At 69.9% G+C, this 12,843-nt stretch carries 11 protein-coding genes; 6 read left to right on the top strand and 5 right to left on the bottom strand.

Features of this window, described 5'->3' with window-relative positions; all coding sequences use genetic code 11:
- The first annotated feature begins 19 nt into the window (after window positions 1-19).
- From IM770_RS10605 to IM770_RS10595, 3 genes are all read left to right on the top strand, one after another.
- The gene (locus IM770_RS10605; RefSeq protein WP_203581116.1) at window positions 20-283 is read left to right on the top strand and encodes a multidrug ABC transporter ATPase; all 264 of its coding nucleotides are present in this window, start codon (window positions 20-22) and stop codon (window positions 281-283) included.
- 5 nt (window positions 284-288) lie between these two features.
- Window positions 289-2,010, top strand: a complete 1,722-nt coding sequence (locus IM770_RS18180) for a helicase-associated domain-containing protein (protein ID WP_203581115.1) — start codon at window positions 289-291, stop codon at window positions 2,008-2,010.
- Between the two features lie 62 nt (window positions 2,011-2,072).
- Complete coding sequence (locus tag IM770_RS10595; protein WP_203581114.1) at window positions 2,073-3,731, top strand: DNA repair helicase XPB; 1,659 nt, start codon at window positions 2,073-2,075, stop codon at window positions 3,729-3,731.
- A gap of 57 nt (window positions 3,732-3,788) precedes the next feature.
- Here IM770_RS10595 and IM770_RS10590 read toward each other — a convergent pair whose 3' ends face one another.
- The gene (locus tag IM770_RS10590) at window positions 3,789-5,597 is read right to left on the bottom strand and encodes a bifunctional metallophosphatase/5'-nucleotidase (protein WP_307785432.1); all 1,809 of its coding nucleotides are present in this window, start codon (window positions 5,595-5,597) and stop codon (window positions 3,789-3,791) included.
- Window positions 5,598-5,795: 198 nt separating this feature from the next.
- Entirely contained in the window at window positions 5,796-7,016 is a 1,221-nt protein-coding gene (locus IM770_RS10585; RefSeq protein WP_203581112.1) for an NAD(P)/FAD-dependent oxidoreductase, read from the bottom strand.
- Between the two features lie 134 nt (window positions 7,017-7,150).
- Here IM770_RS10585 and IM770_RS10580 point away from each other — a divergent pair, with 134 nt between their 5' ends.
- The 3 genes from IM770_RS10580 (at window position 7,151) to IM770_RS10570 (ending at window position 10,046) form a co-directional block, all read left to right on the top strand.
- Window positions 7,151-7,843, top strand: coding sequence for a response regulator transcription factor (locus IM770_RS10580; protein ID WP_109210196.1), 693 nt, complete (start codon window positions 7,151-7,153; stop codon window positions 7,841-7,843).
- A 103-nt stretch (window positions 7,844-7,946) separates the two neighbouring features.
- Window positions 7,947-9,617, top strand: a complete 1,671-nt coding sequence (locus IM770_RS10575) for a sensor histidine kinase (protein WP_307785431.1) — start codon at window positions 7,947-7,949, stop codon at window positions 9,615-9,617.
- Between the two features lie 141 nt (window positions 9,618-9,758).
- A complete protein-coding gene (locus tag IM770_RS10570; protein WP_203581111.1) occupies window positions 9,759-10,046 on the top strand; it encodes a WXG100 family type VII secretion target in 288 nt (95 codons plus the stop codon).
- 79 nt (window positions 10,047-10,125) lie between these two features.
- On the opposite strand, the gene groL is transcribed toward IM770_RS10570, so the two are convergent.
- The 3 genes from groL to IM770_RS10555 form a co-directional block, all read right to left on the bottom strand.
- Window positions 10,126-11,745: a chaperonin GroEL gene (groL, locus tag IM770_RS10565; protein ID WP_203581110.1), complete on the bottom strand. Its 1,620-nt coding sequence runs from the start codon at window positions 11,743-11,745 to the stop codon at window positions 10,126-10,128.
- A 190-nt stretch (window positions 11,746-11,935) separates the two neighbouring features.
- Entirely contained in the window at window positions 11,936-12,136 is a 201-nt protein-coding gene (locus IM770_RS10560; RefSeq protein ID WP_109210192.1) for a cold-shock protein, read from the bottom strand.
- 130 nt (window positions 12,137-12,266) lie between these two features.
- Window positions 12,267-12,836, bottom strand: coding sequence for a LytR C-terminal domain-containing protein (locus IM770_RS10555; protein WP_203581109.1), 570 nt, complete (start codon window positions 12,834-12,836; stop codon window positions 12,267-12,269).
- Window positions 12,837-12,843 lie beyond the last annotated feature (7 nt).

Below are 12,843 nucleotides of genomic sequence, written 5' to 3'. Positions count from 1 at the left end.
AGCGAGTAGGCTGGAGCGGATGAGCACGAACCCCTCCGGCGACGTCCCGGTCCGCCGCATCGACCGCGTCCTGGCCTTCATGTCGCTGGGGCTGCTGCTGCTCTCGATCGTGAGCTTCTTCGCGATCATGATCGGGTCGGCCTCCGGTGCCGACATGCGGACGGGCGTCTGGCCTCTCGTGGGCGTGCTGGTGTACGTCGCCCCGATCGTCGCGTTCGCGCTGCTGCTCACGGTGCTGATCATGAGCTTCGTGCGGAGGTCCCGAGCGAACCGAGGAGGCTGACCCGGGTGGTCTCCGACGCGCGCGCCCTCGCGACGCGGCTCGCCGATCTCGGTGACGCCGCGCTCGCCCGGACGCTCGCGGCCCGCGGCGTCTCGCCGCAGGCGCCCTGGCACGACTTCTTCGATGCCGCCGAGGCACTGCTCGACCCGGCCTCGATCGACCGGGCGCTCACCCGCCTCGACCGACGCGACCTGCTCTCACTCCACGCCGGCTCCGGGTCGGCCGACGGAGCGGTCGCGCGGCTCGCCCTCGTCGACCAGGACGGCGTCGCATACGCGCCGGTCGCCGACCGGGTGGCCGCCGCGGTCGTGGCCGCGCCCGAAGCCTTCACCGCTCCGCCCACCGCCCCCGAGCCCGCGTCCGCCGATCCCCGCTCGGCCGCCGCGGCGGCCGAGCGGGCGTTCACGACGGCCGGCTCGCTCGCCGACGTGCTGCTCGCGTGCCTGCACACGCCGCTCGCGCGCACGGGAGCGGGCCCGGTCAGCGCGGCCGACCGGCGGCGGCTGACGGATGCCGGCGCCATCGAGTTCGCCGACGATCTCGAGGATCTGCTCGCCTCGGCCGCGGCGGCGGGGCTCGCGACGCCGCATGAGCGCGAGTGGGCGGTGACCGAGGCCGGCGAGCGGTGGCTGGAGGCACCCACCTCGCAGCGGTGGGCCACGATCGCCGAGGGATTCCGCGCGCGCCTGCCCGACGGGCTGCGCACATCGGGCGGGGGCTTCCTCCCGCCCGACGCCTGGCCCGAGGTATACCCGCTCGACCCCGAATGGCCTGCCCATGCGGAGCGCCTGCGTCGCATCGGCGCGCGCTGGGGGCTGTTCGCCGACGCGCCCGGCGAGTTCCCGTGGACCGCGGCGCTCCGCGCCGGCGACGAGGCGGATGCCGCAACCATGGCGCCGTACCTCCCGGCCGAGATCGACCGCGTGTACCTCCAGGCCGACCTCACCGCGATCGCGCCGGGTCCGCTCGCGCCGGCGCTCGACCTGCGGCTGCGGTCCATCGCGGTGCGCGAGTCCCGTGCGCAGGCATCCACATATCGGTTCACCGCCGAGTCGCTCGGTGCCGGCATGACCGAGGGCGAGACGGCCGGATCGATGCGCGAGTTCCTGTCCGAGCTCTCGCTCACCGGCATCCCGCAGCCGCTGGACTATCTCATCGACAGCACGGCGTCGCGCCACGGCCTGGTGCGCGTGCGCGCGGACGAGGCCACCGGCCGGACCCGGGTCGAGAGCACGGACGACGGGCTCCTCGAGGCGATCACCGTCGACCAGGCGCTCCGGCCGCTGGGCCTGCTCGTCCTCGAGGGCGACGACGCGCTCTCGTCACGTGTCGCACGCGATGCCGTGTACTGGACGCTCGCCGACGCGCGCTACCCGGTGGTCGCCGTCGACGCGAACGGCCGGACCGAGTCCATCCACCGCCGCACCGCGACAACTCCGTCGGCACCGGCCGCTCCTCCGGAGCAGACGTACGCGCGTCTCATCGGCACGCTGCGCGGCGGGCACGGCACGGAGGGCGAAGACGGGTGGCTCGAGCGCGAACTCGAGCAGGCGGTGCGCGCCCGTGCCGAGATCGTCGTGGTCGTGCGCATGCCCGACGGCTCGGAGCGCGCCTTCACGCTCGAGGCCGCCGGTCTCGGCGGCGGGCGGCTGCGGGGCCGCGACCGTGCCGCCGACATCGAGCGCACCCTTCCCGTCTCGAGCATCGTGAGCGTCAGCGCCGCCTGACCCGACGCCCCGACCAGCCCGCGCGCACCCGCTGCACGTCACCGCCGGTAGACTGGCTCGTTATGGCTGACGGCCCCCTCATCGTCCAGAGTGACCGCACGGTGCTCCTCGAAGTCGCGCATCCCGACGCCGAGAGCGCTCGGCACGAGCTCGCGATCTTCGCGGAGCTCGAGCGGGCGCCCGAGCACATCCACACCTACCGCATCACGCGCCTGGGGCTGTGGAACGCGCGCGCCGCCGGCCACGACGCCGACGACATGCTCGCCACCCTCGACCGCTGGTCGCGCTTCCCGGTGCCGCCCTCGGTGTCGATCGACATCGCCGAGACGGTCGGCCGGTACGGCCGCCTCGTCATCGAGCGCGCGCCGGTCGCCGAGGACGGCTCGGGCGGCGAGCTGATCCTGCGGTCGACGGATGCCGCGGTCCTGGCCGAGGTGTCGAAGAACAAGCGCATCCAGCCGCTGCTGATCGGCCGCCCCTCCCCCGACGCGTTCGTCATCGACGCGTGGGCGCGCGGCCACATCAAGCAGGAGCTCCTGAAGATCGGCTGGCCCGCTGAGGATCTCGCGGGCTACACGCCGGGAACGCCCCACCCCATCGATCTCGCGGAGGACGGCTGGCAGCTGCGGCCGTACCAGCGCCAGGCCGTCGACATCTTCACCGACGGCGGCTCCGGCGTCGTGGTGCTCCCCTGCGGTGCGGGCAAGACCCTCGTCGGCGCGGGCGCGATGGCCGAGACGAAGACGACGACCCTCATCCTCGTCACGAACACCGTCAGCGCCCGGCAGTGGCGCGACGAGCTCCTCAAGCGCACATCGCTGACGCCCGAGGAGATCGGCGAGTACTCCGGTCAGACCAAGGAGATCAAGCCGGTCACGATCGCGACCTACCAGATCCTGACGGCGAAGCGTAAGGGCCAGTACGCCCACCTGGCGCTCCTGGACGCCCTGGACTGGGGCCTCATCGTCTACGACGAGGTGCACCTGCTCCCCGCCCCGGTCTTCAAGCTCACCGCCGACCTGCAGGCGCGACGCCGCCTCGGACTCACCGCCACGCTGGTGCGCGAGGACGGCCGCGAGGGCGACGTGTTCAGCCTCATCGGACCCAAGCGGTTCGACGCGCCCTGGAAGGAGATCGAGGCGCAGGGCTTCATCTCGCCGGCCGTCTGCTACGAGGTCCGCGTCGACCTCCCCGCGGGCGACCGCCTCGAGTACGCGGCGGCCGCCGACGACGAGCGGTACCGGCTCGCGGCGACGGCGCCGGCGAAGATCGGCGTCGTGCGCCGGCTCGTCGAGCGCCACGAAGGTGAGCGCATCCTCATCATCGGCCAGTACCTCGACCAGATCGACGTGCTCGCCGAGGCGCTCGATGCGCCCAAGATCACCGGCCAGACGCCGGTCGACGAGCGCGAAGAGCTGTACCAGGCGTTCCGCGTGGGCGAGATCTCGGTGCTGGTGGTGTCGAAGGTCGCGAACTTCTCGATCGACCTGCCCGAGGCATCCGTCGCCATCCAGGTCTCTGGCTCGTTCGGCTCGCGCCAGGAGGAGGCCCAGCGACTCGGGCGCCTGCTGCGCCCGAAGCAGTCGAACCACACCGCGAGCTTCTACACCCTGATCGCCCGCGACACCGTCGATCAGGACTTCGCCCAGAACCGTCAGCGGTTCCTCGCCGAGCAGGGCTACGCCTACACGATCCTGGACGCGCACTCGCTCGCGGCCTGACGCACGACGAGATGCCCGGCGCTGCGAGGCAGCGCCGGGCATCTCGCGTCCACAGGACTAGTTCTTGATGATGCGGTCCAGCGGCGTCGGCGCGTACGGGCTGTTCGCCGTCAGGTACGCGGCGAACGCATCGATGTCGAGCCCGCCGTAGTAGACGTTCTCTCCACCCTGCGCGAAGGTTGAGAACCCGTCCCCGCCGCCGGCGAGGAAGTTGTTCGTCACGATCCGGTAGGTGGCGTTGTCGTCCAGGGGTACGCCGTTCAGGCTGACCGACGTGACCGTGGTGCCCGTGTAGGTGTACGTGAACCCCTCGCTGACCTGCAGGACCTTGTTCTGCGAGGCGTTGGCACCTGTCCACTGCTGCACGAGCAGCGTCTTGATCTCGGCTCCGGTCAGATCGAGCGAGACCAGGTAGTTGTTGAACGGTTGGACGTTGAACGCCTCCTCGTAGGTGATCTGGCCCGGAAGCTCACCCCAGGACGATGCGGAGTACGTCAGAGAGGTGCGGATGCCGCCCGGATTCATGAAGGCGATCTGCGGCGTCGCGTACGCGCCGACGACGCTCGGATCCGCCAGCTGCGCATCGGCGATCAGGTCGCCGAGAGGCGATTCACCGGCTGCGTTACCGACGTTCGAGAGGTCGGCGGTGATGCTGCCGATCACCTCGCTCGCGATCGGCTCCACCAGCACCTTGTACTTCGCGATCAGATCGGTCTGCACCGGGTCGCGGTCGACATTGCGCGTCACGAGCATGTTCGCGCTCGTGACCGAGGTGCGCACGATATCGGACGTGCGGCGGTCGTACGTGAGGTTCGTGTCCGTGTACAGGCGACCGAACGACGAGGCCGACGTGACCAGGCGGTCCTGGCCCGCCGGGTCCTTGATGTTGCAGATGTACGGCGCGTGCGTGTGTCCCGAGACGATCAGGTCGATCGCGGGATCGAGGTTCTTCGCGATCGGGATGATGGGGCTGTTCGCCGCGATCTCCGCGCCGTTGCCGCACGCCGCGTTGTACGCCGCGGACGAGGGCGGCGTGCCGCCCTGGTGGATCAGCACCACGATCGCGTTCACACCCTGCGCCTTGAGCACGGGCACCAGGGCGTTGGCCGTCTCGACCTCGTCCTTGAAGTCGAGACCCGCGACGCCCGCCGCCGTCACGATGTCGGGCGTCTCCTCGAGCGTCATGCCGATGAAGCCGATCTTCGCGCCCTTGATGTTCTCGATCGAGTACGCGGGGAGGATCGTCTCGTTCGTGCCCTCGTACACGACGTTGGCAGCGAGGAAGTCGAAGTCGGCGCCCGCGAACGACCCGTCCGGGCAGGAGTTCTGGTTGTTCGCGCCGTCGCCGTCGTCGAGGCATCCGCCGTTCGCCATACGCTGCAGCTCGACGTAGCCCTCGTCGAACTCGTGGTTGCCGACCGCCGAGACGTCGAGGTGGAGAGCGTTGAGCGCCTCGATCGACGGCTCGTCGTGGAAGGCGCCCGAGAGCAGCGGGGAAGCGCCGATCAGGTCGCCGGCCGCCACGGTGAGCGAGTAGCGGTGACCCACGCGTGCCTGATCGAGGTGGGTCGCAAGATACTCGACACCGCCCACCCCCGGAGGCTTGAGGGTATCCGTGTTCGTGCCGTCGGGCAGGTTGAGGCGGCCGCTGGATCCGCTGGGCGGCTCGAGGTTGCCGTGGAAGTCGTTGAACGACAGCAGCTGGATGTCGATCGTCGGACCGTTCGGGATGTTCCCGCCGTTGTTCGGGCCGTTCGGCGGCGCCGCGGTGGCGGCCCCCGATCCGGCCAAAGCGATCGCGAGCGTGGTGGCGGCGATGACCGCTCCTCCCGCCAGTCGTGCGATCGATGTCTTGCGCGTGTGCACAGGGCCCTCCCCTTCTGGCGGGCATCGTCGCCCGCGGCATGCACGCGTCCTCGTGGGCGCGATCACGAGAAACCTAATACACGGCGTCCCGGATCGACAGGGGAAGAAATGAGGTCGTGACCGCCGCGTGGTGCACCGACCGCGGACGGCGGCCGAGGCAGCCGTCATCGAGGGTCGGCGCCGAGCGCCGGCCAGCCGTCACGACAGCAGAGACTCGAGAGGCGTGCCGGGGTCGCGGAGCCGATCACGGTCGATGCGCTCCCCCGAGCGGATCAGCGCCTGCACCTTCTTGTTGACGTTGCCCGCGTTGACATTCATGCCCGCGACCACGCGTCCGTCATCCGTCCAGAACGCGATGAACTCGCGGGTGGCGACGTCGCCCCGCACGACGATCTCGGCATCCGCCATGAGCGGGGCGTACCCCGACAGCTCCATGCTGAGGTCGTACTGATCCGTGTAGAAGTACGGGATCTCGTCGAAGGATGCCGGCTGCCCGAGCATCGACCGGGCCACCACCTTGCCCGACTTCAGCGCGTTGGCCCAGTGCTCGCTGCGGAGGTGCCGCTGGATGACGGGATGATACGGGTTCGCGACGTCACCGGCCGCGAACACGTCCGGAGCGCTGGTGCGCAGCGCGGAGTCGGTGAGGACGCCGTTCAGGATGTCGAGACCGGCCGCCTCGGCGAGAGCGGTGTTCGGGGCGGCTCCGACGCCGACGAGCACCAGGTCGGCCGGCAGGAGCTCGCCGTCGACGAGGACGCCTTCCGCCGCGTGGTCCCCCACGATGCGCTCGATGCCGGCCGAGGTCCGCAGGTCGACACCGTGCTCGCGGTGCAGCGCGCCGAAGACCTCGCCCATCTCGGGTCCGAGCGCCGCCGCGAGCGGCACGGCGTCGCGTTCGATGATCGCCACCTCGTTGCCGAACCCGCGTGCGGTCGCCGCGACCTCCATGCCGATCCATCCGCCGCCGATCACCACGAGTCGACGACCCCCGTCCCGGAGCCGGTCGGCGAGATCGTCGGAGTCCTCGAGCCGCCGAAGCGTCACCACCCCCGGCAGGTCGTGCCCCTCGAGCGGGATCATGCGGGGCGTCGCTCCGGTCGCGAGGAGCACCGCGTCGTAGTCCAGACGGGTGCCGTCCTCCAGCTCGATCGCGTGCGCCGACGGATCGATCGAGGTCGCGGAGAGCCCGGTGAGCAGGCGGATGCCGCGATCGGCATACCAGTCCGCGGGGCGGAGGTAGACGGCATCCGTCCCCTCGCTCCCGGCCAGATACCCCTTCGACAGCGGCGGACGCTGGTACGGGGGATGCGGCTCTCCCGCGACGAGGGTGATGCGGTCGTCGAACCCCTCGTCGCGCAGCGCCTTCGCGGCGGTTCCCCCGGCCACGCCTCCGCCGACGATCACCATGTGGGCCATGACGACTCCTCTCGGCTCGCCTGGCCCCGACGCTAGACCTCGCGCCCGCTTTCCGCGAGGCCCCGCCGCGACGAATTCGCGCGCTCGTCGCCGATATCCAGACTTGGCATGGGTTACGCCGACATAATGAGGGCATGACCGCACCGCGCATCCTCGTCGTGGACGACGAACCGAACATCCGCGACCTGCTGATCACGAGCCTGCGATTCGCCGGATTCCAGGTTCGCGCCGTCTCCAACGGTGCCCAGACGATCTCGGCCGTGCTCGAAGAGGAGCCCGATCTCATCGTGCTCGACGTGATGCTGCCCGACATGAACGGCTTCAGCGTCACCAAGCGTCTCCGCGGCGCCGGCTACACCGCGCCGATCCTCTTCCTCACCGCGAAGGACGAGACCGAAGACAAGATCACCGGCCTCAACGCCGGGGGCGACGACTACGTCACGAAGCCCTTCAGCCTCGACGAGATCGTCGCACGCATCCAGGCCATCCTCCGCCGCACCATGCAGGCCGACGAGGAGTCCGTGATCCGCGCCGGCGAGATCACGATGGACCAGGACACCCACGACGTCCAGGTGGGCGAGGCCTCCATCGACCTCAGCCCCACCGAGTTCAAGCTCCTGCGCTACCTCATGCTCAACCCCAACCGCGTGCTCTCGAAGGCGCAGATCCTCGATCACGTGTGGGAGTACGACTTCAACGGCGATGCCGGCATCGTCGAGAGCTACATCTCGTATCTCCGCCGCAAGATCGACCCGCACTCGACCGAGCCGCTCATCCAGACCAAGCGCGGCTTCGGCTACATGCTGAAGGCCGGCAAGACCGCGTAACGCGGATCCGAGCGGAGGGGGCGACCTGGCGCACAAGCCCGATGCGGTCACCCGGTGGTGGCGCGGCACGAGTCTGCGCGCGAAGGTCACCGGGGTCACCGTCGTGCTCCTGGCTGTGGGCCTCCTCGCCGCCGGTGTCGGCACCGCCCTGTTCCTGCGCAACTCGCTGATCGACGGGGTCGACACGCAGGTCGACTCCCTCGCCCGGACGGATGCCGCGAGCCCGCTGCTCAATCTCAGCTCGGACGAGGGCCGGCTCGAGGCGGAGCCCATCGACAACGCCCCCTCGGTCGACTACTTCGTCGCGGTGTACGAGCCCGACGAGGGTCAGCTGCTCGAGACGGCCGGCGGCCGCGGCGGACCGGCGCCCGCGTTCCCCGAGATCTATCCGCTCGATCACGCTCTTCCACAGGAGCTTCAGATCAAGACGATCCCGTCCGAGGACGGCACGACGGAGTTCCGTGCCACCGTGACGGTGCAGGAGCTCGGCAACACCGGCGTCTTCTACACGCAGATGGTCGCCGTGCCGCTGGCGACCGTGAACCGCACGATCGCGTCGTACATCGGCATCTACAGCATCCTCGCCATCCTCATCCTGGTCGGCGGGGCGGTCGCCACGAGGTATCTGGTGACCCTCACCTTCCGCAGCCTCGGGCAGGTCGAGTCGACCGCCGACGCGATCGCCGCCGGCGATTTCAGCCTGCGCATGACCGACATCGAGCCGACGACCACCGAGGTCGGCCGCCTGAAGACGGCGATCAACGCGATGCTGGACCGTGTCGACGCCGCCCTCTCGCAGCGCGACGCGACGGTCCGTCAGATGCGGCGGTTCATCGGCGATGCCAGCCACGAGCTGCGCACCCCGCTGGTGACCGTCCGCGGCTACGCCGAGCTCTACCGCATGGGGGCCGTCCGCGGCGAGGAGGACATCTCGCAGTCGATGGACCGCATCGAGAAGGAGGCGATCCGCATGGGCCTCCTCGTCGAGGACCTGCTCGCCCTCGCACGCCTCGACGAGCGCCGCGACGTGGTCATCGGACCCGTCGACCTGCGGCCGGTGGCCCGGGATGCGGCGCTCGACGTGCGCGCGGCCGCGCCGCTGCGCCCGGTCGCCGTGCTCGACTCCACGCTGGACGAGCCGCCGTTGCCGCCCGAGGGCGAGGCATCCGTCTCCCCCGACGCCAAGCGCCGCACGACCGGAGCCTCCACCATCTCGCGCGCGGGCGCCACGCTGTCACTGCTGCGGCGCCGGCCCAAGCCGCTGCCCGCGGCCGGGTCCGCCCGCGATGTGCCGTCTCCGCTCCTCCCCGAGCCGGAAGAGCCGCCGACGCGCGAGGTGCTGGCGCCGGTGGTGCTCGGCGACGAGAACCGCATCCGCCAGGTCGTGACGAACCTCCTCGGCAACGCCCGGCGCTACTCGTCGGAGGACTCCCCCATCGAGCTGCGCGTGGGCGTCGACGCCCGCGATCGCATGGGCTGGATCGAGGTGATCGACCACGGCGAAGGCGTGCCCGATCAGATCAAGGACAAGATCTTCCAGCGTTTCTGGCGCGCCGACACGTCGCGCACGCGCGAGACCGGCGGATCGGGGCTGGGCCTCTCGATCGTCGCGTCGATCGTCGAGGCGCTGCACGGCTCGGTCGGCGTGGTCGACACCCCCGGTGGCGGCGCGACGTTCCGCGTCGCGTTCCCCCTGGCCGACGTCCGCGATGCGGCCGAGCACCTCGAGATCCCGACGCAGCCGCTGCCGCGCCTGGCGGACGCCACCGAGTGACGCGGTTCCTCCCCAGCCGGGGCGGTCCGCGCCCGCTCCACAGATGACCACGGATGCCGCGACCCGCTTCCGTGCGGACCCTTAGCGTTGCGGGCACCGCGGGTTCGGCATCCGGCCACCGCACATCGATCAGGAGCCCTCATGGCCGTCTTCACCGTCGACAGCGACAGCATCCTCACCTCCACCGCCTCGGTGCGCGGCACGATCGACCGGCTCCAGGCCGAGTCGAACGCCATGCTCGCGCAGCTCACGCAGCTGCAGTCCTCGTGGACCGGCACCGCGTCGGCCGCGTTCGCGGGCGTCGTCGAGCAGTGGCGGGCGACACAGCGTCAGGTCGAGGAGTCGCTGGCGAACATCAACACCGCACTGGCGGCGGCCGGGCGTCAGTACGCCGACACGGAACTGGCGACCACCAGCCTGTTCCGCTGACCCACTCGGCAGAACGCAGAACGGCCCCTCCGAAGAGGGGCCGTCCTGTGAACGCGCTACGCGGTCGTGGAGTTCTGGATCAGAAGTCCATGCCACCGGTCGGGTCGCCGACGGGGGCGGCGGCCTTCTCGGGCTTGTCGGCGACGACGGCCTCGGTCGTGAGGAAGAGGCCGGCGATCGACGCGGCGTTCTGCAGCGCCGAACGGGTCACCTTGGCGGGGTCGATGATGCCCTGCTGGAACAGGTCACCGTACTCGCCCGAGGCGGCGTTGAGGCCGTGGCCCGCGGGGAGCTCCGAGACCTTGTTCGCGACGACACCCGGCTCGAGACCGGCGTTGAGGGCGATCTGCTTCAGCGGAGCCTCGATCGCGACACGCACGATGTTGGCACCGGTCGCCTCGTCACCCGAGAGCTCGAGCGCGTCGAGAGCCTTGCGGCCCGACTGGATGAGCGCGACGCCACCGCCGGGGACGATGCCCTCCTCGACGGCCGCCTTCGCGTTGCGGACGGCGTCCTCGATGCGGTGCTTGCGCTCCTTGAGCTCGACCTCGGTGGCCGCGCCCGCCTTGATGACGGCCACGCCGCCGGCGAGCTTGGCGAGGCGCTCCTGCAGCTTCTCGCGGTCGTAGTCGCTGTCGGTGTTGTCGATCTCGCGGCGGATCTGGGTCACGCGACCCTCGATCTGGTCCGCCTCGCCGGCACCCTCGACGATCGTGGTCTCGTCCTTGGTGACGATGACCTTGCGCGCACGGCCGAGCAGGTCGAGGGTGGCGTTCTCGAGCTTGAGACCGACCTCCTCGGTGATGACCTGGCCGCCGGTGAGGATCGCGATGTCCTGCAGCTGCGCCTTGCGACGGTCGCCGAAGCCGGGGGCCTTGACGGCGACCGACTTGAAGATGCCGCGGATCTTGTTGAGCACGAGGGTCGCGAGAGCCTCACCCTCGACGTCCTCGGCGATGATGACGAGCTCCTTGCCGTCCTGGATCACCTTGTCGACGACAGGCAGAAGGTCCTTGATGTTCGAGATCTTCTGGTTCGCGATCAGGATGTACGGGTCCTCGAAGACCGCCTCCTGGCGCTCCGGGTCGGTGACGAAGTAGGGGTTGATGTAGCCCTTGTCGAAGCGCATGCCCTCGGTGAGCTCGAGCTCGGTGCCGAAGGTCTGCGACTCCTCGACGGTGACGACGCCTTCCTTGCCGACCTTGTCGATGGCCTCGGCGATGAGCTGGCCGATCTCCGGGTCAGCGGCCGAGATCGATGCGGTCGCCGCGATCTGGTCCTTCGACTCGACCTCCTTGGCCGACTCGAGCAGCTCGGCGGTGATGGCCGCGACGGCCTTCTCGATGCCCTTCTTGAGCGAGATGGGGTCGGCGCCGGCCGCCACGTTGCGCAGGCCCTCGCGCACGAGCGCCTGGGCGAGAACCGTGGCGGTGGTGGTGCCGTCACCGGCGACGTCGTCGGTCTTCTTGGCGACCTCCTTGACGAGCTCCGCGCCGATCTTCTCGTACGGGTCGTCCAGCTCGATCTCCTTGGCGATGGAGACACCGTCGTTCGTGATCGTGGGGGCGCCCCACTTCTTCTCGAGCACGACGTTGCGACCGCGCGGGCCGAGCGTCACCTTGACGGCGTCGGCCAGGGTGTTCAGGCCGCGCTCGAGGCCGCGACGGGCCTCCTCGTCGAAAGCGATGATCTTTGCCATGTGTGTGTCGTCCCTCCGGAACGTTGGCTTTTGGGTATTAGCACTCAACAAACGCGAGTGCTAATACATTCTGGCACTCGCCCCTATCGAGTGCAAGCCGCGATGACGGATGCCGAAACGCAGCGAGACGGGATGCCCTGAGGCATCCCGTCTCGGCGTCGGACCGGCGTCGCACGCCGGTTCCCGCGGTTCAGACCACGCGCACGGCCTCGGCCTGCGGCCCCTTCTGGCCGGAGCCGACCGTGAACTCCACGGTCTGACCCTCTTCCAGCACGCGGAAGCCCGTCATGTCGATGTTCGAGTAGTGGACGAAGACGTCCTGGCCGTCGGCGACGGTGATGAAGCCGAATCCCTTCTCGGCGTTGAACCATTTCACGGTGCCCTGGGTCATGCGTATCTCCTGTAGCCGGCGGTGCAGGGCTTCATCGTATGCAGGCGCCGATGCGGCTCCCGCGCGTTTCGTCACTTGTTGACACGCAGGCACACAAGTGTTTACCCCCGCGAAACACGCCGTGCCGCGATCAGGGCGTAGGGGCCGGCGTCTGACCCGCCGCCGTGCGATCCAGCCCGATCACGACGGTCAGTTGCGGAACACCCTCCGTCGTGGGCGGGTAGGCGTCGCTCTGCTCGATCGCGGCGCCGCCGATGACGTCCGCGAGGCCCGCGGCGGCGGCCTCGTGCGCCGGATCGACGTAGAAGACCGTCGTTGTCGGGAAGTCCTGTGATCCGGCCTCACCCGCACTGACCTTGTCGTCGGCCCAGCCGGCCGTGACCACGACCTCCTTCAGCTGGGTCGCGAGACCCGACTCCGGCGTCGCGTTGAGGATCATCACGTCGAAGGTCGGGTCGACGACCGGTGCGACTTCCGTCACCGGTTCGGCGGTGGGTGCGGGGCTCGGGGCGAGTTCGATCCGGCCGGAGGCCAGCAGCGTGCCGAAGATGCCGACGGCGATGAGCACGATGGTGGCCAGCGCCGCCCACAGCAGCACGACCCACCCCCGCATGCGCGGGTTCTCGGCCCGGTGGGCGCCGACGCGGTCCGTCTCGGGCACTTCATCGAAGCGATCCCGGGGGTACGTCGTGGTCGGCACCCGTCGA

Source organism: Microbacterium hibisci, from assembly GCF_015278255.1.
Classification (GTDB): domain Bacteria; phylum Actinomycetota; class Actinomycetes; order Actinomycetales; family Microbacteriaceae; genus Microbacterium; species Microbacterium hibisci.
Note: the sequence above shows the minus strand (reverse complement) of the source record. Positions and strands in the feature narration are given on the sequence as shown.

Bases quoted from the DNA above. Each gene is read 5' to 3' on its own strand.
- IM770_RS10570 (WP_203581111.1), top strand. From the start codon at position 9,759: ATGGCCGTCTTCACCGTCGACAGCGACAGCATCCTCACCTCCACCGCC.
- IM770_RS10595 (WP_203581114.1), top strand. From the start codon at position 2,073: ATGGCTGACGGCCCCCTCATCGTCCAGAGTGACCGCACGGTGCTCCTC.
- IM770_RS10560 (WP_109210192.1), bottom strand. From the start codon at position 12,136: ATGACCCAGGGCACCGTGAAATGGTTCAACGCCGAGAAGGGATTCGGC.
- IM770_RS10605 (WP_203581116.1), top strand. From the start codon at position 20: ATGAGCACGAACCCCTCCGGCGACGTCCCGGTCCGCCGCATCGACCGC.
- IM770_RS10585 (WP_203581112.1), bottom strand. From the start codon at position 7,016: ATGGCCCACATGGTGATCGTCGGCGGAGGCGTGGCCGGGGGAACCGCC.
- groL (WP_203581110.1), bottom strand. From the start codon at position 11,745: ATGGCAAAGATCATCGCTTTCGACGAGGAGGCCCGTCGCGGCCTCGAG.
- IM770_RS10580 (WP_109210196.1), top strand. From the start codon at position 7,151: ATGACCGCACCGCGCATCCTCGTCGTGGACGACGAACCGAACATCCGC.